Source organism: Gordonia sp. IEGM753, from assembly GCF_050321825.1.
Taxonomy (GTDB): Bacteria; Pseudomonadota; Gammaproteobacteria; order Pseudomonadales; family Pseudomonadaceae; genus Aquipseudomonas.
Genome location: NZ_JBNQGB010000002.1, coordinates 252,526 through 276,196, shown reverse-complemented (window position 1 = coordinate 276,196; position 23,671 = coordinate 252,526). Strand labels below are relative to the sequence as shown.

The 23,671-nt window shown below is 57.5% G+C and carries 19 protein-coding genes; 13 read left to right on the top strand and 6 right to left on the bottom strand.

Annotated features, from left to right (window positions below):
• Positions 1-69: 69 nt before the first annotated feature.
• A complete protein-coding gene (locus tag ACQR3R_RS14165) occupies positions 70-1,197 on the bottom strand; it encodes a high-affinity branched-chain amino acid ABC transporter substrate-binding protein (RefSeq protein WP_428272923.1) in 1,128 nt (375 codons plus the stop codon).
• 350 nt (positions 1,198-1,547) lie between these two features.
• Between ACQR3R_RS14165 and ACQR3R_RS14160 the strand changes: the two genes are divergently transcribed.
• A complete protein-coding gene (locus ACQR3R_RS14160; RefSeq protein ID WP_428272922.1) occupies positions 1,548-1,853 on the top strand; it encodes a DUF2288 family protein in 306 nt (101 codons plus the stop codon).
• 297 nt (positions 1,854-2,150) lie between these two features.
• On the opposite strand, the gene ACQR3R_RS14155 is transcribed toward ACQR3R_RS14160, so the two are convergent.
• Positions 2,151-4,346 (bottom strand): hypothetical protein, encoded by a 2,196-nt coding sequence (locus ACQR3R_RS14155; RefSeq protein ID WP_428272921.1) that lies wholly within the window; start codon positions 4,344-4,346, stop codon positions 2,151-2,153.
• 198 nt (positions 4,347-4,544) lie between these two features.
• Here ACQR3R_RS14155 and ACQR3R_RS14150 point away from each other — a divergent pair, with 198 nt between their 5' ends.
• The gene (locus ACQR3R_RS14150) at positions 4,545-5,438 is read left to right on the top strand and encodes an NAD(P)-binding domain-containing protein (RefSeq protein WP_428272920.1); all 894 of its coding nucleotides are present in this window, start codon (positions 4,545-4,547) and stop codon (positions 5,436-5,438) included.
• Here the strand turns inward: ACQR3R_RS14150 and ACQR3R_RS14145 are convergent.
• Complete coding sequence (locus ACQR3R_RS14145; RefSeq protein ID WP_428272919.1) at positions 5,329-7,611, bottom strand: EAL domain-containing protein; 2,283 nt, start codon at positions 7,609-7,611, stop codon at positions 5,329-5,331. The genes ACQR3R_RS14150 and ACQR3R_RS14145 overlap by 110 nt on opposite strands.
• 277 nt (positions 7,612-7,888) lie before the next feature.
• Between ACQR3R_RS14145 and ACQR3R_RS14140 the strand changes: the two genes are divergently transcribed.
• Entirely contained in the window at positions 7,889-9,238 is a 1,350-nt protein-coding gene (locus ACQR3R_RS14140) for an MFS transporter (protein WP_428272918.1), read from the top strand.
• A gap of 818 nt (positions 9,239-10,056) precedes the next feature.
• Here ACQR3R_RS14140 and rapA read toward each other — a convergent pair.
• A complete protein-coding gene (rapA, locus tag ACQR3R_RS14135) occupies positions 10,057-12,903 on the bottom strand; it encodes an RNA polymerase-associated protein RapA (protein ID WP_428272917.1) in 2,847 nt (948 codons plus the stop codon).
• A 197-nt stretch (positions 12,904-13,100) separates the two neighbouring features.
• On the opposite strand from rapA, the gene ACQR3R_RS14130 reads away from it, so the two are divergent.
• The 3 genes from ACQR3R_RS14130 to ccoM all read left to right on the top strand — a co-directional run bounded on the left by ACQR3R_RS14130 (position 13,101) and on the right by ccoM (position 14,026).
• On the top strand, positions 13,101-13,442 hold the full coding sequence (locus ACQR3R_RS14130; protein ID WP_428272916.1) for a hypothetical protein: 342 nt from the start codon (positions 13,101-13,103) through the stop codon (positions 13,440-13,442).
• A gap of 161 nt (positions 13,443-13,603) precedes the next feature.
• Complete coding sequence (locus ACQR3R_RS14125; RefSeq protein ID WP_428272915.1) at positions 13,604-13,765, top strand: hypothetical protein; 162 nt, start codon at positions 13,604-13,606, stop codon at positions 13,763-13,765.
• Positions 13,766-13,909: 144 nt separating this feature from the next.
• Entirely contained in the window at positions 13,910-14,026 is a 117-nt protein-coding gene (gene ccoM / locus ACQR3R_RS14120; RefSeq protein ID WP_428272914.1) for a cytochrome c oxidase subunit CcoM, read from the top strand.
• Positions 14,027-14,182: 156 nt separating this feature from the next.
• Here ccoM and ACQR3R_RS14115 read toward each other — a convergent pair whose 3' ends face one another.
• Both ACQR3R_RS14115 and ACQR3R_RS14110 read right to left on the bottom strand, forming a co-directional pair.
• Complete coding sequence (locus ACQR3R_RS14115; RefSeq protein ID WP_428272913.1) at positions 14,183-15,658, bottom strand: inorganic phosphate transporter; 1,476 nt, start codon at positions 15,656-15,658, stop codon at positions 14,183-14,185.
• A gap of 377 nt (positions 15,659-16,035) precedes the next feature.
• Entirely contained in the window at positions 16,036-16,236 is a 201-nt protein-coding gene (locus tag ACQR3R_RS14110; RefSeq protein WP_007935837.1) for a hypothetical protein, read from the bottom strand.
• 675 nt (positions 16,237-16,911) lie between these two features.
• On the opposite strand from ACQR3R_RS14110, the gene pcaR reads away from it, so the two are divergent.
• The 7 genes from pcaR to pcaG all read left to right on the top strand — a co-directional run bounded on the left by pcaR (position 16,912) and on the right by pcaG (position 23,597).
• Positions 16,912-17,754 (top strand): pca regulon transcriptional regulator PcaR, encoded by an 843-nt coding sequence (gene pcaR / locus ACQR3R_RS14105; RefSeq protein WP_428272912.1) that lies wholly within the window; start codon positions 16,912-16,914, stop codon positions 17,752-17,754.
• Positions 17,755-17,896: 142 nt separating this feature from the next.
• On the top strand, positions 17,897-19,243 hold the full coding sequence (locus ACQR3R_RS14100) for a 4-hydroxybenzoate transporter PcaK (protein ID WP_428272911.1): 1,347 nt from the start codon (positions 17,897-17,899) through the stop codon (positions 19,241-19,243).
• Between the two features lie 204 nt (positions 19,244-19,447).
• The gene (locus tag ACQR3R_RS14095; protein WP_428272910.1) at positions 19,448-20,308 is read left to right on the top strand and encodes a CoA-transferase; all 861 of its coding nucleotides are present in this window, start codon (positions 19,448-19,450) and stop codon (positions 20,306-20,308) included.
• Positions 20,305-21,084, top strand: coding sequence for a CoA-transferase (locus tag ACQR3R_RS14090; protein WP_428272909.1), 780 nt, complete (start codon positions 20,305-20,307; stop codon positions 21,082-21,084). Before ACQR3R_RS14095 ends, ACQR3R_RS14090 begins: the two co-directional genes overlap by 4 nt.
• Positions 21,084-22,286 carry a 3-oxoadipyl-CoA thiolase gene (gene pcaF, locus ACQR3R_RS14085; RefSeq protein WP_428272908.1) on the top strand — a complete coding sequence of 401 codons (1,203 nt, stop codon included), beginning with the start codon at positions 21,084-21,086 and terminating at the stop codon, positions 22,284-22,286. Before ACQR3R_RS14090 ends, pcaF begins: the two co-directional genes overlap by 1 nt.
• Before the next feature lie 38 nt (positions 22,287-22,324).
• Entirely contained in the window at positions 22,325-23,029 is a 705-nt protein-coding gene (gene pcaH, locus ACQR3R_RS14080) for a protocatechuate 3,4-dioxygenase subunit beta (RefSeq protein ID WP_428272907.1), read from the top strand.
• A gap of 1 nt (position 23,030) precedes the next feature.
• Positions 23,031-23,597 (top strand): protocatechuate 3,4-dioxygenase subunit alpha, encoded by a 567-nt coding sequence (gene pcaG / locus ACQR3R_RS14075; RefSeq protein WP_428272906.1) that lies wholly within the window; start codon positions 23,031-23,033, stop codon positions 23,595-23,597.
• Positions 23,598-23,671 lie beyond the last annotated feature (74 nt).

The window sequence follows — 23,671 nt, the reverse complement described above, 5'->3', positions numbered from 1 at the left end:
CCAGTACGTTCGTAAAACAAAGCCCACGGCACGCCGTGGGCTTTATTGTCAGCTCAGTCTGGCAATGCCTTACTGAGGCGAAGCTTCAGTTTTAGGCTTGCCGAAGTGCCACTCGTAAACCACAAATTTGAAGTCTTTCAGGTCGCCCTTGGCGTCGAAGCTCAGGTCGCCAGTCGGGGTTTTGAAAGTGCCTGCGTGGATGGCAGCGGCCACTTTTGCAGGGTCTTCGCTCTTGGCAGCAGTGATGGCGCCGGCGATGACTTCAACAGCGGAGTAGGACGGGAACACGAACGGACCGCTCGGATCTTCTTTCTTCGCTTTGAATGCGTCAGCCAGGGCGATGTTGGCTGGATCCTGGTCGAAAGATTTCGGCAGGGTGACCAACAGGCCTTCGGAAGCATCCTTGGCAATCTGGGAGATCGAGTCGTTACCCACGCCTTCTGGACCCATGAACTTGGCTTTCAGGCCTTTTTCCTGTGCTTGACGCAGGATCAGACCCAGTTCCGGGTGGTAGCCGCCGTAGTAGACGAAGTCGACGTTGGCTTGCTTCAGCTTGGAGATGATCGAGGAGAAATCCTTGTCGCCGGCGTTGATGCCTTCGAACACGGCGACTTTCACGCCATCTTTCTCGAGGGTTTGTTTAACGGCGGTGGCAATGCCTTCACCGTATTGCTGCTTGTCGTGCAGGACAGCAACGACTTTCGGTTTGACGAACTTGGCGATGTAGTTACCGGCTGCAGGGCCTTGGGCGCTGTCGAGACCGATGGTGCGGAAGATCATCTTGTAACCACGGGAGGTGATTTCCGGGCTGGTGGCAGCCGGGGTAATCATGATCACGCCTTCGTCTTCGTAGATGTCCGAAGCCGGTTGAGTGGAGCTGGAGCACAGGTGGCCGACCACGAACTTGACGCCGTCGTTGACGACTTTGTTCGCTACAGCAACGGCTTGTTTCGGATCACAGGCGTCATCGTATTCAACGGCTTCGAGCTTCTTGCCGTCTACGCCACCTTTGGCGTTGATTTGTTCGATGGCCATTTTGGCGCCACTGAACTGCATGTCGCCGTATTGAGCTACAGGGCCGGTTTTAGGGCCGGCAATACCGATCTTGATGGTGTCGGCTGCGAACGAATGGCTGGCAACCCCGGCCAGAACCATAGCGGCAAACAGTTTGGAAATCTGCTTAGTAGCCTTAGTCATAGTGCTCCACTCTTACTGTTGTAGTTTTTATAGTCCTGGCGCCGTAGCGGCAGAACCGGATCGGATATCTGCGATATCTTCCGGTAAATGCCCCCGGCAACTGTACCGGTACAGTGTAGAGCGCCGATTGTTCGCCTGGGAAGGCAGCGCCATGGGGCAAAACCAGAGGATGTCGCGTATTTGAAAGAAAAATACAGAATGGCGGCGGGATGTTAGCTGGCTAATAGCTTGATTCACCTGCAATCCTTGGCTTTCCTGCGGTTTTCAATCGATGACTCAATTGCATCCGGGTTTTTCTGCCAGACCACCGACGTTATCATTCGCGTCGATTTCTTTTCCGGACAGGACCCATGACTCAAGAACCTAGCACCCTCTATGCCAAGCTGCTTGGTGAAACCGCATCTATTACCTGGAAAGAGCTGGAACCGTTCTTCGCCAAGGGTGCCCTGTTATGGGTCGACCCTGATCTGGATTTGATCGTGGCCGCTGAGGCAGTGGCGACCGATGAAGGGGAGAAAGTGGCTGCCTGGCTGGCCGCCGACAAACTCGCCAAGCTCTCTGAAACGCGGGCGCTGGATCTTTTCGAACGTGATCCGGTGCTGTGGGCCGTGGTCGTTTCGCCCTGGATTTTGATCCAGGAGAGGGCGACGTCTTAAACGTTTGCACGGTATTGGTGCGTCGGTTTGAGTGCCGAAAGTGTGTAGCGGAGTAGCGTGATGGCATGTTGCCGTAGAGAAAGGCCACAGAAGAGTCTTGGCGAGGGTGACGGGCACGTAATGGGAACAGTTTTATGAGCAGCCTGAGGGCTGCTTAATTGTTTCTGGATGTTGGGAATTCTGGTGAATTTAAGACAGCCATCGCGAGCAGGCTCGCTCCTACATTTGATCGCATTCATCTGAAAGAACACGGTCCCCTGTGGGAACGAGCCTGCTCGCGATTGGCCGCGACGCCAATTACGCGGTTTTACCGGTGTGGTTATTAAGGGAAATAACCTTGGTCTTGCCAATGCGGTGACGGTAAATCTCGCGCAAGTACTTGATTGCCTTCTTTACGCAATCGCGCGACAAGCGAATGTCATTGATCGAGACGAATTTGTCCTTGTCGTTGATCAACTCGCGGTACTTCTTCTCGTACATCGGTTTAATCGCGTACCAGTTGGTGTCGAGGATCTTCGCCGGGTTTTCGAATTCGTTGAGCAAATCGTCGATCCGGTCTTCGTCGAAGTCTTCATTGATAATGAAGTCGAGGATCGAGTTATCCAGCGTGTCATCAAAGCGGTACGGGTTTTTCGCGAAGCAGCGCTTGATGAATGCCACGATCAGCGTCAGGAAGTCATCCGACAGGCACGGGCTCTTGGCGATCAATGTGGTCAGTGACAAGTTGGCCGAAGCGCCGATAACCAGCGCGTAGCGCTTGAGCGTGGTGTTCGGGAACAGGCTGTTGAGGTGAGTCTTCAACCGGTTCAGGTCCATGTAGGACAACTTGTAATCCTTGGGCAGCGAAACAATCGATACCACCGATGAGCAGTTCTTGAAGAAGTGCAAATCATGCAGTGCCGCCGCGTCATAGCCGGAATTCTTGTACTGCTCCAACGAGGCGCGATAGCGCTTGGACTCGATCGGTAACAGGCTGATGCCTTCGATGGCCTGGGTCACTTTGTTGAAATGCGGCAGGTCGATCGAGCGGAAAAACAGATCGTCGATGTTCAGGCGCTGTGGTTCTTTCTCGAACACTTTGAACTTGTCGCTGCTCGGCGGCGGTGTTTCTGGCACCACGGATTCGGCGTAGGCAATCGCGACCGGCCCGGCCAGGCTCATGAACAGGTCGTTGGCGTCCAGGCGAATGGTTTCACCGATGTCGATGCCGGCACGACGGAAGTAGTTCTGGTCGTAGTCGGTCGTCACTGCCTGCGCGGTCAGAATATTGAAAATCTGTTGCGAGATGTATTGGTTGGCGTGTTTTTCCATCGCATTGACATCAATGTTCTGGATGTTGCCGTCATCGCTCTCTTCGGCGTAACGCATGATGTCGTTGGAGATCAGCATCATCGCGTTCCATGGGCGAATACGGCCCATGACACTGGCTTCGCTGCTGTCTTCATTGGCGAAGTTGTAGGAAAAGTCCCATTCCTCCGACAGGTATTTGCACAGCAGTCGGCCGGCGTTGATGTGCAGTGCCTCGGACATTTCGCTGCGGTGATCGGAGATGTTCGGCAGTACGCAGATGCCGCTGGTGAAGATGGGTTCAAAGACAAACGAATGGCCGCTTTTGCCGTCGTGCTCATCCATCGGTTTGGTGTCGAACGTCTTGTTCATGTACGAGTGTTGCTGGGCCAGGCCAAACTCCGAGGCCATGCCCGAACCCGTACCGCCACCGGCACTGAATATCGAAAAATACAGGCGCGACTGGTTGGCTTTGATGCCGCAACTGTCGATCAGGTACGAGTGGATCATTTTCCAGTCAGGGCTGGAAAAACGCTGGGTGTCCTTGTTCAGGATGATCTTGGCCAGGTATTGACCGAGGATCGGTGCGTTACCGGCGCCACCGGCGTGGACTTCCGACAGGTCCATGATTTTCATTTTGCTGTAGTCGCGCAGGAAACCGCTTTTTTCGCCTTTGCGCGAGAAGCGGATCCGGCCGGCGATGTCTTTGTCCAGGTCGCCGAGCATCACCAGCGGTTCAACCAGGAACACTGGTTTGCTGGCCTTGCTCGAACCCAGGCGCAAATTGTTGCGAATCCACTGGGCCGGGCTGTAACCCTTGTCGGCGTAACGCTTGTCCGCCGAAGGACGGTCTTCGTTGTTGAATTCGTTGAGGTAGAACTTGCGGGCGTTGTACACCAGTTCTGCAACATCCAGCGCAATGTTCGAACCGCAGCGACCAAGGCCTATCAGGCACACCGAGGGGAATTCCTGATCGCTATGGTGTTCGCTGTCGGCTTCCACGTGGGGCGGGCGCGGAAACACCATGTCGCGCAAGCCGTCGAGGTTGTCGAGGATGCGGTCGGTATTGGTTTCGGTGAAGTACAGGTATTGCTGAGTTCCCAGCGGGCGCGACGGCGGCAAGGGCCTGGCGGGTACGGGGCTGTTCGCAGCAGGGCTGAGCGTCAAATCGGATATCGCAGTAGCCGGATTGTTTTTGGAAGTCATTGTGCGCCATGTACCTGGACTGGTTGGCTGGGCGACAAAATGTCGTCAACCATCACGGAATGGAATCACGCGTCTTTTTGCGCGTATTTGGCCCCGGCCTCAGCGCATTGGCGTGAGCATTTCTCGGGGGGAATCCTTTCCTAAGTCATGTTGAATCGGCCAATATTCGGCGATCTTTAATCAAAAGGAGGCCAGATGATGGCTACGTCACCTTCACTTGCGTTTGCCGGAATTGGTCTGATGGGCTTGCCGATGTGCCAGCGCTTGCTGGCTGCGGGTTATTCACTGACGGTGTGGAATCGCAATCCAGACAAGTGCGCGCCTTTGGTCGACGCCGGCGCACGGCAGGTCGAAACCCCCGCCGAGTTGTGCCAACACGCCGACGTGGTGATGTTGTGCCTGGCCGACACGGCGGTCGTGCGGGAGGTGGTTTTTGGCGCGTCGGGCATCGCAGAAGGTGCGAAAAAAGGTCAACTGCTGGTGGATTTTTCCAGCCTGGAACCGACCGCGACGCGAGAGATGGCGACAGCGCTTGCCAGCCAAACCGGCATGAGCTGGCTGGATACGCCGGTGTCCGGTGGTGTGGCTGGCGCCGAAGCTGGCAGCCTGGCGATTATGGTCGGCGGTGAGGTTGCAGACCTTGAACGTGTCAGGCCTGTGTTGCGCAGCCTGGGTGCCCGGGTAACCCACATGGGTGCTGTCGGCGCAGGCCAGGTAACCAAGGCCTGCAATCAGATGATCGTCGCTTGCAACGCATTGGTGATTGCAGAAGTGGTGGCGTTGGCCGAACGCTCCGGGGTTGATGCCAGTCGGATTGCCGAAGCGCTGGCCGGTGGTTTCGCCGATTCAAAACCGTTGCAGTTCCTGGCACCGCAAATGGCCGAGAGTCATTTCGAACCGGTGAAATGGCATGTGCGCACGCTGCTCAAGGACCTGGACGCAGCCGTCAAATTTTCTCGTGAACAGGGGGCGTCGACACCTATCAGCGGGCTGGCCGCACAATTGATGCGATTGCATGGGGGGCAGGGTTTCCTGGAAAAAGATCCGTCGACGCTAGTACAGATGTACCGCGAACCGAGCTTAAAGGGCTGACGTTGCGTGAATGTTTGCGCTGGTTGATTTCGTTCAGTACAGGGCGTAATTCTTCCAGCGGGACAGGCCGACTGAGCAGGTATCCCTGGACGAAATCGCAGCCGTAGCGCTCCAGGAATTCGTACTGCTCGACGGTTTCAACCCCTTCGGTCACTACCTGCAAGTGCAGGGTATGGGCCATGACGATAATGGCCTGGACGATTTCCATGTCTTGGGTTGACCTGGGAATATCGAGAATGAACGACCGGTCGATTTTCAGCGTATTCAGCGGTAGACGCTTGAGGTAGGCAAGGGAGGAGTAACCGGTGCCAAAATCATCGATCGACAGTGAAACCCCTAGCGCACGAATCTGGCGCAACAACACCAGCGTATTGGCGATATTGCCCATCAACGCATTCTCGGTGACCTCCAGTTCCAACCGTTGTGGTGCTACGCCGGAAACGCGCAGCGCGTGGGCAATCTCATCGGCCAGCTCTTCGCGAGCCAGGTTCAGCGGGGAGCAATTCACCGCAATCTTCAGCTCTTCACAACCTTGGCGTGACAACTCTCCCAGGTCTTCACAGGCTTTGCGCAACACCCAGTTGTCCAGTTCGGCGATCAGGTCGTTGGCTTCTGCAATGGCGATGAAGCGATCTGGTGCGAGCAGCCCATGCACCGGATGTTGCCAACGAATCAATGCTTCCAGCTTGCTGACCTGGCCGGATTTAAGGTCGTATATCGGCTGGTAGTACAGCATCAAACCGGCTTCTTCACGCAGGGCGTGGCGCAGTTCCTCTTCCAGTTGCAACTCCAGGGTGGCGCGGTTTTTCATCGTGGGGTTGAAAAAATTCAGGCCGTTGCGACCGCCACCCTTGGATTGATACAGCGCGAGGTCGGCGTGTTTCAGTAACTCCTCACACGTTTGTCCATCCTCGGGAAACAAACTGATGCCGATGCTGGTGGTCATGACCATGCGGCGTCCAGCGAGCTCAATGGGGTCTTTCATTTTCAACATGATGCGCTGCGCCATGTGTCGCGCTTCTTCGCGATCATGCAGGCCGATAAGGATGCAGAACTCGTCTCCACCAAAACGTGCGACCACGTCATCATGACCGCGCACTGCGGCCCTGATGTGGCCGGCGATGACCTTCAGCAACTCGTCGCCCGCATCATGCCCCAGGCTGTCGTTGATACGTTTGAAATGGTCAATGTCGAGAAACAGCACTGCCAGCATCCCGCCTTCGTGGGTTTTCTGAGTGAGTTTCTCGGCAAAGATCTGATTGAAGCCACGGCGATTGACCAGGTTCGTCAGCGCGTCGTAATGCGCCACTTGTTGCAGCGATACCCGAGCCTGGTCGAGCTGGCTGAGCAAGGCATTGACCCTTTGCAGGTCGCGCTCCTTGTTTTGCAGCTTCTTGTCCGCCAGCGCTGCACTGATGCAACTGCCCATGATCAGCAGCATGATCGCGGCGATCATCAAGCCCAGTTGCAGGTGATTGTTTTCGGCAGGCAGAGACAGGGGCGTGCCGGCGGGCAATACCAGGTCAAACGCGGCCATGCCGGTGAAGTGCATGCTCACAATGCCGGCGCCCAATATGAGGCTGGCACTGAACTTCATGACTTGATGAAACAGGCCGCTGCCGTTGCGCAAATGGTTGGCCAGTAATAAAGCGGTCAGCGCGGCGCCAATGGCAACCACAATCGACAAGCTGAAAATGAACGGGTTGTAGTAAGGCAGCGCTTCGGAGTGCAGGGCGGTCATGCCGACGTAATGCATGGTCGCGATGCCAAGACCGATGCAGATAGATGCCTGCGTGTACTGGCGAATGTTCAGTTTAGGGCGGCTGAGGGCATACATCGCAAGTGATGAGGCGATCATGGCGATTGCCAAGGACACCAAGGTGACAGGCAGTTGGTAATGCACCTGAATGGGTGCATCGAAGGCCAGCATGCCGATGAAATGCATCGCCCATATGCCGCCGGCCAGGCATCCGGTGCCCATCCAGCACCATAGTCGACGCGCCGCCGCTTTTTCTACGTGACCGATGCGCTCAACCATGTCCAAGGTCGCGAAGCCGGCGGCACAAGCCACCAGGAAGGCGATCAGCACCAAAACAGGGTCGTGGGTGCAATTGAGAATGACCTGACCGCTATTTGGCAACTCGGTAACGAAATGCAGACCAAGCCACTCCATAGCGCGCCCTCGTCCTTATCATCTGGCCAGCGATGCGCGCTGGCGAATGCAGTGGAGTATAGGTGCCTCACCCATAGCGCAAGCGGTGGTGGCATTTTAGTTCCAATATTTTTGGAATGTCCTTTAGAACGTTTGGAAATAATTTGTTGCAAGCGCCGTGCTGGCCACCATGGATCGGTATCAGTCTTGCGAATGATTACAGACAGCGACCGGTCGCATGACTAGATTGCAGACTCCGGGGGCAGTGAAGCCTCATAACAATAAAAGAGACGGACCCATGCAGAACTCGACCCAAGCGAAGAATGCCTGGCGCATTCTGTTCCTGCTGTTTCTGGCCAACCTGTTCAACTTTTTTGACCGCACCATTCCCGCCATCATCATTGAGCCAATCCGCATGGAATGGCATCTCAGCGACTTTCAGCTGGGCATCATCGGCACTGCATTCACCATCGTTTACGCGCTCGCGGGCCTGCCGCTGGGCCGGATGGCCGATACCGGGTCGCGCAGCAAATTGATGGGCTGGGGCTTGGCGGTGTGGAGCGGGCTGACAGCGGTCAATGGCTTGGCGGGGAGTTTCTGGAGTTTCCTGATTGTGCGCATGGGCATCGGCATCGGTGAAGCCAGCTATGCGCCGGCCGCCAATTCGCTGATCGGCGACTTGTTTCCGGCGCACCGACGGGCCCGTGCGATGGGTATCTTCATGCTCGGCCTGCCCTTGGGCTTGTTGCTGGCTTTCTTCACCATCGGCTGGATGGTCAAGACTTTCGACAGCTGGCGTGCACCGTTTTTCATCGCGGCTGTGCCGGGGCTGATCCTGGCGATTTTCATGTTTTTCATCAAGGAGCCTAAACGCGGCGCAGCAGAAAGCGTGCAGGTCTCCCAGGAGAGAGTTGACCGGCCGATCCGCCGGGTACTGTCGGTGCCGACTTTCCTGTGGCTGGTGATGGCAGGGCTGTGCTTCAACTTTGCGACCTATGCCTGTAACTCGTTTCTGGTGCCGATGCTGCAGCGATATTTCCTGATGCCATTGCAGGAGGCGGCGGTCGCGACGGGCGTGATCGTTGGCGTTACCGGGTTATTCGGCTTGACCCTTGGCGGCTGGGTGGCGGACAAGATTCATCAGCGGGTGGCCAATGGTCGGCTGTTGTTTGCCGCGTTCAGCCTGATTATCTCAACCGTGTGCACCGCGTGGGCGCTGCATTCGGGACGCATTGAAATAGGGGTATTCGTGGCGGTATTCAGTGTGGGTTGGTTGTTTGCCTACAACTTTTATACCTGTGTTTACACGGCGATTCAGGACGTGGTCGAACCCCGCTTGCGGGCCACGGCAATGGCGCTGTTTTTTGCCGGGCTGTATTTGCTGGGCGGCGGTTTGGGCCCGGTAGTGGTGGGCGGTTTGTCGGATCACTTTGCACACTCGGCAATGCTGGCGGCGGGCGCTGCGCAGATGACTGAAGCGTTCAAGGCTGTCGGCCTGCATGATGCGATGTACCTGATCCCGGTGGCGCTGTTCTTCACCATGGTGTTTTTGTTCATGGCGTCGCGGTGTTTTGTACGCGATGCGAAGCGGATGAAGGATGGGTTGGTGGCGGTGGTTGAGCCTGGAGTTGCTGCGGCGACTGCATGATTGATATCGCTAGCAGGCTAGCTCCCACAGGGATCTTGGTTCCATTGAGGTCCATTGTGGTAGCTCCCACAGGGATCTTGTTAGCACTGGAGATCCAGTGTGGGTAACTCCCACAGGGATCTTGGTTGCATTGAGGTCCATTGTTGGAAGCTCCCACAGGGATCCTGGTTCCATTGAGGTTCATTGTGGGAACCTCCCACAGGGATCTTGTTAGCACTGGAGATCCAGTGTGGGTAACTCCCACAGGGGTCTTGGTTGCATTGAGGTTCATTGTGGGAAGCTCCCACAGTGATCTTGTTAGCACTGGAGATCCATTGTGGGTAACTCCCACAGGGATCTTGTTAGCACTGGAGATCCAGTGTGGGAACCTCCCACAGGGATTTTGTTAACACTGGAGACCCATTGTGAGTAACTCCTACATAGACCTTGTTAGCACTGGAGATCCATTGTGGGTAACTCCCACAGGGATCTTGGTTGCATTGAGGTCCATTGTTGGAAGCTCCCACAGGGATCTTGGTTGCATTGAGGTCCATTGTGGTAGCTCCCACAGGGATCTTGGTTGCATTGAGGTCCATTGTGGGAAGCTCCCACAGGGATCTTGTTAGCACTGGAGATCCAGTGTGGAAGCTCCCACAGGGTTTTGTTAACACTGGAGACCCATTGTGAGTAACTCCCACAGGGATTTTGTTAGCACTGGAGATCCATTGTGGGAGCTAGCCTGCTAGCGATGAGGCCATCAGCAGCACTGCAAAATTCACCATAAACAAAAAGGCCCGCATCGCTGCGGGCCTTTTTGTTTTAGCGGTGTAACAGGGGACTTAACCCGCTACCAGCACCCGAATCGCTTCCAGACGCAAAGCAGCCTTGTCGAGCATGGCCAGGCCTTGCTCGCGCTGGTTGCGCAAGGCGACCAGTTCGCTGTCGCGCACGGTCGGGTTGACCGCTTGCAACGCGGTCAGGCGCGCCAGTTCTTCATCGGTATCGGCTGCCAGGCGACGTTGCGCCTCGGCCACGCGTTCGGCGTGGCGCGGGTAGATTTTCTCTTCACCGGCGTTGATCCGTGGCGTCAGCTGATCGCGCTGAGCCTGGATGAACTTGTTGGCGCTGGCGCGAGGCACGCTTTCCAGTTGATCGTTCAGGGTTTCGAACGCCACGCGTGCCGACAAGTCGTTGCCATTGGCATCGAGCAGGCAACGCAACGCGGCCGGTGGCAGGTAGCGGCCCAATTGCAGCGAGCGCGGGGCAACCACTTCGCTGACGTACAACAGTTCCAGCAACACGGTGCCTGGTTTCAACGCCTTGTTCTTGATCAGCGCCACGGCGGTGTTGCCCATGGAACCGGACAACACCAGGTCCATACCGCCCTGAACCATCGGATGTTCCCAGGTGATGAACTGCATGTCTTCGCGAGACAGCGCCTGGTTGCGATCGTAAGTGATGGTCACGCCTTCGTCGTCGCCCAGCGGGAAACTGGCGTCGAGCATTTTTTCGCTTGGCTTGAGGATCAGCGCGTTTTCCGAATGATCTTCACTGTCGATGCCGAACGCGTCGAAAAGGGTTTCCATATAGATCGGCAGGGTGAATTGATCGTCCTGCTCAAGGATGGCTTCGACCAGAGCATCACCTTCGCCAGCGCCGCCGGAGTTGAGCTCCAGCAAGCGGTCGCGGCCGGTGTGCAACTCGGCTTCAAGACGTTCGCGCTCGGCACGTGCTTCGTCGATCAGCGCTTGCCATTCACCGTCATCGGCGTTTTCCAGCAGCGGCAGCAGACGCGGGCCGAACTGATGCTGCAAGGCGTTGCCGGTCGGGCAGGTGTTAAGGAACGCATTCAATGCTTCGTGGTACCACTGGAACAAGCGCTCTTGCGGACTGGTTTCCAGATACGGCACGTGCAATTCGATGATGTGCTTCTGGCCGATCCGGTCCAGACGGCCGATACGTTGCTCCAGCAGATCCGGGTGCGCCGGCAGATCGAACAGCACCAGGTGATGCGAGAACTGGAAGTTGCGACCTTCACTGCCGATTTCCGAGCAGATCAGCACTTGCGCGCCAAATTCTTCGTCGGCGAAGTAAGCGGCGGCGCGGTCACGCTCGAGGATGTTCATACCCTCGTGGAACACCGTGGCCGGAATGCCGGAACGCACGCGCAACGCGTCTTCCAGGTCCATGGCGGTTTCAGCATGGGCGCAGATCACCAGCACTTTGGTGCGCTTGAGCATCTTCAGCGTATCGATCAACCACTCGACACGCGGGTCGAATTTCCACCAGCGCTCTTCTTCATTGGCGTCCGGTTGAGCCTGGAAGCTGACTTCCGGGTACAGCTCGGCATGATCGCCCAATGGCAATTCAAGGTATTCATCGGGGCTTGGCAGCGGGTACGCATGCAGTTTGCGCTCCGGAAAACCTTGCACGGCGGCGCGGGTATTACGGAACAGCACGCGACCTGTGCCGTGGCGGTCCAGCAGTTCACGCACCAAACGCGCGCTGGCTTCGGTATCGCCATCATTCACAGCGGTCAGCAGGGCTTCGCCTTCGTTGCCGAGGAAACCGTGAATGGTCTTGTGCGCTTCAGGCGACAGGCGCCCCTGGTCCAACAGCTCCTGAACGGCTTCGGCCACCGGGCGATAGTTTTCGCTCTCGGCGCGGAAGGCGTGCAGGTCATGGAAACGGTTCGGGTCGAGCAGGCGCAGGCGAGCGAAGTGGCTGTCCTGACCCAATTGTTCCGGGGTCGCGGTCAGCAGCAATACGCCAGGAATGACTTCGGCCAGTTGTTCGACCAGCGAGTATTGAGGGCTGGCCTTGTCTTCGTGCCACACCAGGTGGTGCGCTTCATCGACCACCAGCAAATCCCAACCGGCAGCGAACAGCGCGTCCTGGGCCTTTTCGTCATCTACCAGCCATTCGAGAGCGACCAATGCGAGTTGGGTATCTTCAAACGGGTTGGTGGCATCGCTTTCAATAAAGCGTTCTTCGTCGAACAGTGCCACTTGCAGATTGAAGCGGCGGCGCATCTCGACCAGCCATTGGTGCTGCAGGTTTTCCGGTACCAGGATCAGCACGCGATTGGCGCGGCCCGAGAGCAATTGGCGGTGAATCACCAGACCTGCTTCGATGGTTTTACCCAAGCCCACTTCGTCGGCCAGCAGCACCCGCGGTGCAATCCGGTCAGCCACTTCGCGGGCGATGTGCAGTTGGTGCGCGATCGGTTGCGCACGCACGCCGCCCAAGCCCCACAGGGAGGACTGCAATTGACGACTGGTGTGTTCCAGCGTGTGGTAACGCAGCGAGAACCAGGCGAGCGGATCGATCTGGCCCGCAAACAAACGGTCGCTTGCCAGACGGAATTGAATGAAATTCGAGAGTTGGGTTTCCGGGAGCGTAACCACTTCATTGTGTGCATTGAGGCCGTGGTAGACCAACAGGCCATCGACGTCGTCGACTTCTTGTACGGTCAGTTTCCAGCCTTCGAAGTGAGTGATCGAGTCCCCCGGCGAGAACCGCACGCGAGTGAGGGGCGCATTCCGTAGCGCGTACTGGCGAGTGTCGCCAGTGGCCGGATAGAGCACGGTCAACAAGCGGCCGTCCTGTGCCAGAACGGTGCCCAAACCCAGCTCGGCTTCGCTGTCACTAATCCAGCGTTGCCCCGGTTGATACTGCTGCGCCATGCTGCCTGACTCCCACCTTGAAAAAGCGGGCTATCTTAACGGAATGAGGGCCTGAGGCCAAAGGATTACGCACCTGCAAGCTGCCTTCGCCCTCAGGCTTTGGCAACTCTTGCCTGTGCGCCAGGTCACAGTTTACGACCAATGGCTCAAGTCGCTATCCGCGCAGCCGACATCCTGCTGACAGGAGACTAATAATTATGCTGCAGCCCATGCTTCCCCTGAGTGCGGTGCCGATCACTTCACAGCAGGACCCGATTCGCCAGCGGCCGGATGTTGCGCCGGTTGCACCGGTGCAGGAAACGTCCAAGGAAACCACGATCGACCTGCAGCAGCGCGATCCTGAAGAGGCCGCGTTCCAGTTGCGCGAGGAACAGCGCCGGCAGCAGGATCGTGAAAAGCGCCGGCGTGAAGCCGACGAAGATCCCGAGGAGCACCTCGCGGTTCCCGGTGATGAGCTGAACGCCGACAACACGGTGCCCGTCGTACCGTTGATTGAAGATCAGCCGCGTCAGGGTTTGTGGGTCGATATTCAGATTTAATCAGGCCGGACTCACACAGCCCTGGAGCGCACCGCCACTGTATTTGTTAACCGCTCGTTACACGCACGACTGGTCAGCGCTGGCGCCAGACTGCATTATTGACTCAATCCTGCCGCGCGATGCGGCAACTGAGTTCAAATTCAAGTGATGCGCTGAACGCCATGAGCCAAGACGACAAGTTGATTGACCTGAATGCCGAACGCGCCAAGCGTGTGCATGACCTTAACGACAAGCGCCTGAACGAAGTGCGTCAGGCGTTTGAGCAGGCGTTGCCATTGGGCAAGGCGAAGAAAAAGCCGAAAAACAAACCGAAAAAACGTTAAACCCCCCAGCATTTATTGATGCAGGTCAGTTTCATCCCCTCCTTTACGCCCAGTCGTGGGCGACATTGATCCCGGTCAATTTTCTCTTCTGCCTGATTGGTTAACTTAGCCCTATCGCAACAGGGCAAGTGCAGGAGGGCAGTCATGTTTTTCGACAACGTGGTGATCGCCGGAGTGCTGACTGTCAGCCTCATGGTTCTGTTTTTTGCAGGGTTTGGATTTTTCATCTGGAAGGATTCGCACAAGCGGCGCAAACCGTAGGTCTTTCTGGGGCAATGAGCACGCAAGGCATTTTGGGCAACTTCGGTTGCCCTTTTTTTTGCCCACGATTTGCCGGCCCTGCATCCAGGTAGTAACCCAGGCATGAAAAAGGCGCGAACCTTTCGGAGCGCGCCTTTTTCGTTGCAGCTATGTATATCAGCTGCCGAGTGCCTTCGATGCCAGCCAGAACAGGCCGGCAGACAGGGCAACCGTCGCTGGCAGGGTCAGGACCCAGGCCAGCAGGATGGTTCTCACGGTGCCGCCCTGCAGGCCGCTTTTGTTGGCGACCATGGTACCGGCCACGCCCGAAGAAAGGACGTGTGTAGTGGATACCGGCAGGCTGAAGATGTTTGCCAGGCCGATCATGCAAGCAGTGGTGATCTGCGCCGACATACCTTGTGCGTAGGTCATGCCTTGCTTGCCGATCTTCTCGCCGATGGTCAATACCACACGCTTCCAGCCCACCATGGTGCCCAGGCCAAGGGCCAGTGCGACCGCCAGAATCACCCAGAACGGGGCGTATTCGGTGGTGGTGGTCAGGTCTTTGCGGAGCTTGTCCAAGTCGGCTTTTTCACGAGCGTCGAGCCCCGGCAGCTTGCCGACTTTTTTCGCCGTGTCGTCCAGGCACAGCAAATAGCGACGTACTTCAATGCGGTTTTCAGGCGGCAGCGAATGGTAGTCGGCTACACCTTTGAGGGTGCCAAGCAGGGCAGTGATGGTCGGTTCGGTCTGTTGCGGGTTGCAACGGAATTTCTCCGGCAAGTCACCTTCCACGCTTTTGCCCAGCGCCAGGTATTCACCCAGGGTGTCAGCATTGCGCTTGTAGAACTGGCTGAGGTGCAAGGTCGCATCGCGAGTACGTTCGATCTGGTATGTAGTGCTGCTCAGGTCCAGTACGAACTGCGCCGGTACGATACCGATCAGTACCAACATGATCAGGCCGATACCTTTCTGCCCGTCGTTGGAGCCGTGCACGAAGCTGACCGCCATCGCCGAGATCACCAGTACCAGGCGATTCCAGAACGGCGGATGCTTCTTGTCATCAAGCTTGCGGCGCTGGTCCGGTGTCTTGTGCATCTTCGACAGGGGACGCCACCATTTAAGGCCGATCAACACCAATGCCGCGACGATGAAGCCGGCCATTGGCGAGAACACCAGTGATGCGCCGATATCGATCGCTTTCTGCCAGTTCACGCCATCGGCCAACGGAATATCGTTGATCAATGCGTTGGCCAGGCCGACACCGAGAATCGAACCGATCAGCGTGTGCGAACTGGAGGCCGGGATACCGAAGTACCAGGTGCCCAGGTTCCAGGTGATGGCAGCGGCAAGCAACGAGAACACCATGGCCAACCCGTGACCGGTGTTCACGTTGATCAGCAGTTCTACCGGCAGCAAGTGGACAATGGCATACGCCACGCCCACACCACCCAGCAGCACGCCAAGAAAGTTGAACACACCTGAAAAGAACACGGCCAGATGAGGCGGCATCGCTTTGGTGTAGATAACGGTGGCCACCGCGTTAGCAGTGTCATGAAAGCCGTTGATGAACTCGAATGCGAGGACAAAGGCCAGGGCGAGCAAGAGGCTCACAAGCACCCAAGCATCAAGTCCGCTGAATAAATCGATCATGAAGGTTTTCTGACCCGGTCATAAGGGGGCGCGATTATGCCAGAAAAGACGGGTAATCGATGCACTAGCTGCTCATCGGTAACATTCTTCAACGAATTAGTTTGAGGCCCCAGCCTGAGCCCCAACTTTTTAGCGGGTTTTGCAACTCGTTGATTTTTATATAAAACTATGCTCGCGCAAACGCTTCTCTCGATGAGGCGAGAGGCTGAAAGGCTTGTGTGAAATATCTGAGAAGAGGGTCGGACATGCGCCATTTGCCTCTTTCGGTAGCCGAGGCAGCCGTTGCCTGCTGGTAGCGGGCGCGAATGGCAACATCCATGCACCCCGCTTTTAACGGGTGCATGCACAGACCCTGAAAAGGATTCAAACCGGAGCAGTCAAGGCTCTTCGGCTTTAAGTTCCTTTTCCATCTTCTGCAATTCCTGGGTGAAAGCCTGATCTTGAACGGTGGCGCGTTTACGCCATGGTTTGCGTTCCGGTTCGGGCTGAGCGGCGTAGGTGGTGACTTCCCCGCCGTAAACTTCCTTGTAACGTTGTTCCTGGCGCTCAAGTTCCGCGCGCAGTTCGTCTTTCGTCACAGTGCTACCTGATTGAGTTGAGATAAATTCTGGTGAAACGCGCTGCTTCAAATGTATGGATTACGCTCGCCAACAGCACAAAGCGGCAAAGCTTCATACGTAAGGCATCGCAATCAATACTTCCATGTTGCAGGCGGCTACCGCACCAGAGATAAACAGCTGACGTAGCATCAGTATCCTGTTTCAGCCAGCGCGTTGGCGGAACATGTTGAATGAGTGTCAGGCGCTTGCTGGGGCAGCGACAATGGAACATCGCGCTACCGGATGACGGAATCGGCAAGTAAAAGACCGAGTCGCCATTGAATTGCATTATAGCGGTCGAATCGAAGAACACTACTGTCCACGAGTTAAAAGTAGATGCCCATCAGCAATTGGTTTTGTTAGTCGCCGACTTGACCTGGAACTAAAGCGGTCGATTAACCTTGTGCGTTGTCTTTCTGGCGCCATTAACCCGAATAAGTTCAGATACCACGGCCGTTCTTGAATACTTCTTCAAATACCATTGCGTCGCTGGCAGTGAAGAATCTGTTGCAAAGGCGTTGCGAGTCTGGCTGCTGCGAATTGCGATTATCGGGCGCCAGTCCGATAATCGCCCATTGATGGCTGTCTACGGCTTGTGCGCCGTTTCGCAGCCGCTTGTAATAGCCGCCGATTCATTTCGAAAAAGGACCTGATATGAACGATCAACTGCGCAATTCCTTCGCTTCAGTGGCGCCGCCGATCGTCGCTTCGCCCGCCAAGCGAATTCAGGCCCTGACCGGTGACCCGGATTTCATGACCTCTCTGGCCCGTGGCCTGGCGGTAGTGCAGGCGTTCCAGGAACGCAAACGCCACCTGACGATCGCCCAGATCAGTCACCGCACTGAAATTCCTCGCGCCGCGGTCCGGCGCTGCCTGCACACCTTGATCAAACTGGGCTACGCCACTACCGATGGCCGCACCTATTCATTGCTGCCCAAAGTGCTGACCCTCGGTCACGCCTACGTGTCATCGACGCCATTGGCGGTTTCTGCGCAACCCTATCTGGACCGCATGAGCGAGCAACTCCACGAGGCTTGCAACATGGCGACACTGGAGGGTGATGACATTTTGTACATCGCACGCTCGGCGACCACCCAGCGGCTGATTTCGGTGGATTTGTCCGTGGGTGGGAGGCTGCCGGCGTATTGCACCTCCATGGGCCGGATCCTGCTTGCCGCGTTGGATGACACTTCGTTGGGCGAGTACCTGGACCATGCGGAACTGCAGGCAAAAACCAGCCGCACACTGCACACCCCCGAAGCGTTGTTGCAGTGCTTGCAAGAAGTGCGGCAACAAGGCTGGTGCATCGTCGATCAGGAGCTGGAACAAGGCCTGCGCTCGATTGCCGTTCCGGTTTACGACGCTTCCGGGCAAGTGGTGGCAGCCTTGAACGTCAGCACCCACGCCGGTCGTGTCAGCCGCAACGAACTGGAACAACGTTTCCTGCCGGGCCTGTTGAGCGCCAGTCGCGACCTCAGTGCACAGCTGTTTGCCTGATTCATCCACGACCTAAGCTGTTCGATAATCGCCCAGAGTCGCGTTTGTCGAATTGAGCTCCTTCCACAAGATCATTAATGTCGCGGCAGCGTCAGCCATGGCTGACTCCTGTCCGACTGCGTTCTTGCGTGGAATAAAAATAATGAACCAGCCTCAGTCTGCTGTAGGTAACTGCCTGGATGTGCAGTCCTTCATCAATGCCCAACCCATTTCGCGCTACCAATGGCGAGTGGTGATTCTGTGTTTCCTGATTGTCTTCCTCGATGGCCTCGACACCGCAGCCATGGGGTTCATTGCGCCAGCATTGTCCCAGGATTGGGGCATCGACCGCGCCAGCCTTGGGCCGGTGATGAGCGCCGCGCTGATCGGCATGGTCTTCGGCGCGTTGGGCTCCGGCCCGCTGGCCGACCGTTTCGGGCGAAAAGTTGTGCTGGTCGGCGCGGTGTTGGTCTTCGGCGCTTTCAGTCTCGCGTCGGCTTACAGCAGTAACGTCGATCAATTGCTGGTGCTGCGCTTCCTGACCGGTTTGGGGCTGGGGGCCGGCATGCCGAACGCCACGACGTTGCTGTCGGAATACACCCCGGAGCGCAAGAAATCGCTGCTGGTGACCAGCATGTTCTGCGGTTTCAACCTCGGCATGGCGGGCGGTGGGTTTATCTCGGCCAAATTGATTCCCATGTTTGGCTGGCACAGCCTGCTATTGATTGGCGGGATTCTGCCGTTGATCCTCGCCTTGGTGTTGTTGTTCTGGCTGCCGGAATCGGCACGTTACCTGGTGGTACGCAATCGCGGCACCGACAAAGTGCGCAAGACGTTGTCACCCATCGACCCCAAAACCGTGGCGCAGGCTTCCAGTTTCAGCGTGCCGGAACAGAAGACCGTCAAGGCGCGCAATGTGTTCGCGGTCATCTTTTCCGGCACCTACAGCGCCGGCACATTGTTGCTGTGGCTGACGTACTTCATGGGGCTGGTGATCGTTTACCTGTTGACGAGCTGGCTGCCAACGCTGATGCGCGACAGCGGCGCGAGCATGGAGCAAGCCGCATTCATCGGCGCGTTGTTCCAGTTTGGCGGGGTGTTGAGCGCAGTCGGCGTGGGCTGGGCGATGGACCGGTTCAACCCGCACAAGGTCATCGGCACTTTTTACCTGTTGGCCGGGGTGTTTGCCTACGCGGTAGGGCAGAGCCTGGGCAACATCACGCTGTTGGCGACGCTGGTGTTGGTGGCCGGCATGTGCGTGAACGGTGCGCAATCAGCGATGCCGTCTCTGGCGGCGCGGTTTTATCCGACTCAAGGACGGGCGACCGGGGTGTCGTGGATGCTCGGCATCGGTCGTTTCGGCGCGATCCTGGGTGCCTGGATGGGCGCCACGTTGCTGGGGCTCGGCTGGAACTTCGAACAAGTGCTGACGGCACTGGTGATTCCGGCAGCCCTGGCCACAACGGCGGTGGTGATCAAGGGCATGGTCAGCCATGCGGATGCGACCTGACGGCGGATGATTGTTCCCACGTTCTGCGTGGGAACGTTCCGCGCAGTAATCGATAGCGAGACAACAATCTGTTCGATAAACGAACACTCAGTCGATTATCGGATTGTTTGGCGATTTCCCCAGGCTTACTCTTCAGTCACTGCGGCGCAACCATCGCGCCTTTTTTATCCACCGTCGGTTCATAACAAAACGGGAGCCTGTCCCATGGCTGAAATCCTTTCGCTGCACGACGCGGTGAAGCAATTCGTAAACGATGGCGATACCGTCGCGCTCGAAGGCTTTACTCACTTGATCCCTACGGCCGCGGGTCACGAAATCATTCGCCAGGGCAAGAAAGACCTGACGCTGGTGCGGATGACGCCTGACTTGATCTACGACCAGTTGATCGGTGCCGGTTGCGCGCGCAAGTTGATTTTTTCCTGGGGCGGCAATCCGGGTGTGGGTTCGTTGCATCGTCTGCGTGATGCGGTCGAGAAGCAGTGGCCACACCCGCTGGAAATCGAAGAACACAGCCACGCCGACCTGGCCAATGCCTACGTCGCCGGTGCTTCCGGACTACCGTTTGCGGTGCTGCGTGCCTACGCCGGTTCCGACTTGCCGAAGGTCAATCCGCTGATCAAAACCGTTACCTGCCCGTTCACCGGCGAAGTGTTGGCGGCGGTGCCTTCGGTCCGCCCGGACATCACCGTGATTCATGCGCAAAAGGCTGACCGCAAAGGCAACGTTCTGCTCTGGGGCATCCTCGGCGTGCAGAAAGAAGCTGCGCTGGCCGCTAAACGCTGCATCGTTACCGTTGAAGAAATCGTTGATGACCTGAACGCACCGATGAACTCCTGTGTGCTGCCAACCTGGGCGTTGAGTGCTGTGTGCCACGTGCCTGGCGGTGCGCACCCGTCTTATGCGCATGGCTATAACGAACGCGATAACCGTTTTTACCAGGCTTGGGACCCGATTGCCCGCGACCGTGACACCTTCACCGCGTGGATCAACGAGTACATCCATGGCTGCGCTGACTTCAGCGAGTTCCAGGCCAAGCTGGCCGCTGCTTCGCAGGTGACAAAATGACTTACACCACCAATGAAATGATGACCGTTGCCGCCGCCCGCCGTCTGAAGAACGGTTCGGTGTGCTTCGTGGGGATCGGCCTGCCGTCGAAAGCGGCCAACCTGGCGCGCCTGACGTCCTCACCCGACGTGGTACTGATTTACGAGTCGGGCCCGATTGGTGCCAAGCCCAGCGTATTGCCGCTGTCGATTGGTGACGGCGAACTGGCGGAAACCGCTGACACCGTCGTCCCGACCGGTGAGATTTTTCGTTACTGGCTGCAGGGTGGACGCATCGATGTCGGCTTCCTCGGCGCTGCGCAAGTCGACCGTTTTGGCAACATCAACACCACGGTCGTGGGCGACTATCACCACCCGAAAGTGCGTCTGCCGGGCGCCGGTGGTGCACCAGAAATTGCCGGCTCGGCCAAGAGCGTGTTGATCATCCTCAAGCAATCGGCGCGTTCGTTTGTCGACAAACTCGATTTCATCACCTCCGTTGGCCACGGCGAGGGCGGTGACTCTCGCAAGCGTCTTGGCCTTCCAGGCGCTGGCCCGGTAGGCATCATTACTGACTTGTGCATCATGGAACCCGAGGCCGGTACCCACGAGTTTGTGGTCACCGCGCTGCACCCAGGCGTTACCCGTGAACAAGTGGTTGCGGCCACCGGTTGGGCGATTCGTTTCGCCGACACGGTTGAACACACCGCCGAGCCGACCGAGGTTGAACTTCAGGCGCTGCGGGATCTGGAAGCCCGCACCGCTGCGGCTCACGGCCAAGCACCCGGAGAAGCCTGATGCGTGACGTTTATATCTGTGACGCTATTCGTACCCCCATCGGCCGTTTTGGCGGTGGTTTGTCGACGGTTCGCGCCGACGACCTGGCCGCTGTGCCGATCAAGGCCCTGATGGAGCGTAATCCGTCGGTGGACTGGACTGCCGTGGACGAGGTGTTTTTCGGTTGTGCCAACCAGGCCGGCGAAGACAACCGTAACGTGGCGCGCATGGCGCTGCTGTTGGCGGGCCTGCCGGAAACCATTCCGGGCGTGACCCTCAATCGCCTGTGCGCCTCGGGTATGGATGCCATCGGCACCGCGTTCCGGGCGATTGCCAGTGGCGAGATGGAATTGGCGATTGCCGGTGGCGTCGAGTCGATGTCCCGCGCACCGTTCGTGATGGGCAAGGCTGACGCGGCGTTCTCACGCAACATGAAGCTGGAAGACACCACCATTGGCTGGCGCTTCATCAACCCGCTGATGAAAGCTCAATACGGCGTCGACGCGATGCCGCAGACCGCTGATAACGTGGCAGATGATTACAACGTGTCGCGCGGCGATCAGGACGCTTTCGCACTGCGCAGCCAGCAGCGCACTGCTGCCGCGCAGGCCGCAGGTTTTTTCGCCGAAGAAATCGTTGAAGTCCGAATTGCTCACAAGAAGGGCGAAACCGTGGTCAGCCAGGATGAACATCCTCGCGCCGATACCACCCTGGAAACCCTGGCCAAACTGAAACCGGTCAACGGTCCCGACAAAACCGTCACGGCGGGCAATGCGTCTGGGGTAAACGATGGCGCCGCGGCATTGATTCTGGCGTCTGGCGAAGCTGTGAAGAAGCATGGTTTGACGGCCCGGGCGAAAGTGCTGGGCATGGCGAGCGCCGGTGTAGCGCCTCGGGTGATGGGCATCGGTCCGGTGCCAGCGGTGCGCAAATTGACCGAGCGCCTGGGCCTGGCGGTCAGTGATTTTGACGTGATCGAACTCAACGAAGCTTTCGCCAGCCAAGGCTTGGCCGTGTTGCGTGAACTCGGATTGGCGGACGACGCCGCGCAGGTTAACCCGAACGGCGGCGCCATTGCCTTGGGTCATCCGTTGGGCATGAGCGGTGCGCGTCTGGTGCTGACTGCCTTGCATCAGCTGGAAAAAACCGGTGGCAAAAAGGGTCTGGCGACCATGTGTGTCGGCGTCGGTCAAGGTTTGGCCTTGGCGATCGAGCGTGTCTGACACGCAGCGTCTGACTAATAAGAACTGAGGAAAGCTACATGACTGACAAGCCTGGTTATCGTCGCCCGCAAGAAGGTACCCAGCCGGAATACCTGCATCCGGCCTATCAATCCACCAACCTTCGCTCGCCGTCCAAGCCGTTGGTTTTTTTGCCGCATTCGCTGTCGGAAATTACCGGCCCGACCATTGGTGCCGAACGCATCAAAGAGCAGGACAACGACCTGACCGCGCAGCACGAGGGCGAACCACAGGGCGAGCGGATCATCATCCACGGCCGTGTGCTGGATGAAAACGGTTTGCCGGTGCCGGGGATTCTGCTGGAAATCTGGCAGGCCAACGCCGCTGGCCGCTACAACCACGACCGTGACGTGCACGACGCGCCACTGGACCCGAACTTCACCGGCACCGGCCGCACCGTGACCGATGCCGATGGCTGGTATCAGTTCCAGACCATCAAACCCGGCGCTTATCCATGGGGCAACCACCACAATGCCTGGCGTCCGGCGCACATCCATTTTTCGCTGTTCGGGCCAAGCATCCTGACGCGCCTGGTAACCCAGATGTATTTCCCGGGTGACCCGTTGCTGGCGTATGACCCGATCTACAACTGCGTACCGGATACGAGTGCCAAAGAGCGCTTGATCGCCAGTTTTGACCTGGAAAAAACCATCCCTTCCTATGCCCTCGGTTATCGCTGGGACATCGTTTTGCGCGGCCGTGAAGCCACGCCGATGGAGAAATAAAATGAAGCTGAATGCGACCACGTCCCACACCGTCGGGCCGTATTACCACATTGGCTTGACCTGGCTGAACCGCGAAAACCTGACCGTTGAACAGACCCTCGGCGAGCGCGTGGCGATCACCGGCCAAGTGGTCGATGGCAATGGCGACGTGGTCAACGACGCGATGCTGGAAGTCTGGCAAGCCAACGCTGCTGGCAAGTATGACCATCGCGAAGATGAGCAAGACAAGCCACTGGACCCCCACTTCGAAGGTTTCGGGCGCGTGCCGGTGGATGCGCAAGGGCGTTTTCGTTTTACCACCATCAAGCCTGGAACCGTCGAGGGCTTGAACGGCACGACTCAAGCGCCGCACCTGGTGGTCCTGGTGTTTGCTCGCGGCCTGGTGAAGCACTTGCTGACGCGCATTTATTTTGAAGGCGAACCGGCCAATGTCTCGGACCCACTGCTGGAGTGCGTGCCTGCCGAGCGTCGCGCAACATTGCTGGCGAAGCAGGATGAGGCGGGGGTTTACCAGTGGAACGTGATTTTGCAGGGGACTGACGCCGAGACCGTGTTCTTCGATTACTGAAAGAACATCACCAAACCCACAGGAGAAATGTGTTGCTGATCTATCTGTGGAACAGGACTGTTGCGAAGTATGTC

Excerpts from the sequence above, each read along its gene's own strand:
- ccoM (WP_428272914.1), top strand. The coding sequence starts at position 13,910 with ATGTTTTTCGACAACGTGGTGATCGCCGGAGTGCTGACTGTCAGCCTC.
- ACQR3R_RS14130 (WP_428272916.1), top strand. The coding sequence starts at position 13,101 with ATGCTGCAGCCCATGCTTCCCCTGAGTGCGGTGCCGATCACTTCACAG.
- ACQR3R_RS14125 (WP_428272915.1), top strand. The coding sequence starts at position 13,604 with ATGAGCCAAGACGACAAGTTGATTGACCTGAATGCCGAACGCGCCAAG.
- rapA (WP_428272917.1), bottom strand. The coding sequence starts at position 12,903 with ATGGCGCAGCAGTATCAACCGGGGCAACGCTGGATTAGTGACAGCGAA.
- ACQR3R_RS14115 (WP_428272913.1), bottom strand. The coding sequence starts at position 15,658 with ATGATCGATTTATTCAGCGGACTTGATGCTTGGGTGCTTGTGAGCCTC.
- ACQR3R_RS14090 (WP_428272909.1), top strand. The coding sequence starts at position 20,305 with ATGACTTACACCACCAATGAAATGATGACCGTTGCCGCCGCCCGCCGT.
- pcaH (WP_428272907.1), top strand. The coding sequence starts at position 22,325 with ATGACTGACAAGCCTGGTTATCGTCGCCCGCAAGAAGGTACCCAGCCG.
- ACQR3R_RS14145 (WP_428272919.1), bottom strand. The coding sequence starts at position 7,611 with ATGGAGTGGCTTGGTCTGCATTTCGTTACCGAGTTGCCAAATAGCGGT.
- pcaF (WP_428272908.1), top strand. The coding sequence starts at position 21,084 with ATGCGTGACGTTTATATCTGTGACGCTATTCGTACCCCCATCGGCCGT.
- ACQR3R_RS14155 (WP_428272921.1), bottom strand. The coding sequence starts at position 4,346 with ATGACTTCCAAAAACAATCCGGCTACTGCGATATCCGATTTGACGCTC.
- ACQR3R_RS14140 (WP_428272918.1), top strand. The coding sequence starts at position 7,889 with ATGCAGAACTCGACCCAAGCGAAGAATGCCTGGCGCATTCTGTTCCTG.
- ACQR3R_RS14165 (WP_428272923.1), bottom strand. The coding sequence starts at position 1,197 with ATGACTAAGGCTACTAAGCAGATTTCCAAACTGTTTGCCGCTATGGTT.
- ACQR3R_RS14150 (WP_428272920.1), top strand. The coding sequence starts at position 4,545 with ATGGCTACGTCACCTTCACTTGCGTTTGCCGGAATTGGTCTGATGGGC.
- pcaR (WP_428272912.1), top strand. The coding sequence starts at position 16,912 with ATGAACGATCAACTGCGCAATTCCTTCGCTTCAGTGGCGCCGCCGATC.
- ACQR3R_RS14100 (WP_428272911.1), top strand. The coding sequence starts at position 17,897 with ATGAACCAGCCTCAGTCTGCTGTAGGTAACTGCCTGGATGTGCAGTCC.
- pcaG (WP_428272906.1), top strand. The coding sequence starts at position 23,031 with ATGAAGCTGAATGCGACCACGTCCCACACCGTCGGGCCGTATTACCAC.
- ACQR3R_RS14095 (WP_428272910.1), top strand. The coding sequence starts at position 19,448 with ATGGCTGAAATCCTTTCGCTGCACGACGCGGTGAAGCAATTCGTAAAC.
- ACQR3R_RS14160 (WP_428272922.1), top strand. The coding sequence starts at position 1,548 with ATGACTCAAGAACCTAGCACCCTCTATGCCAAGCTGCTTGGTGAAACC.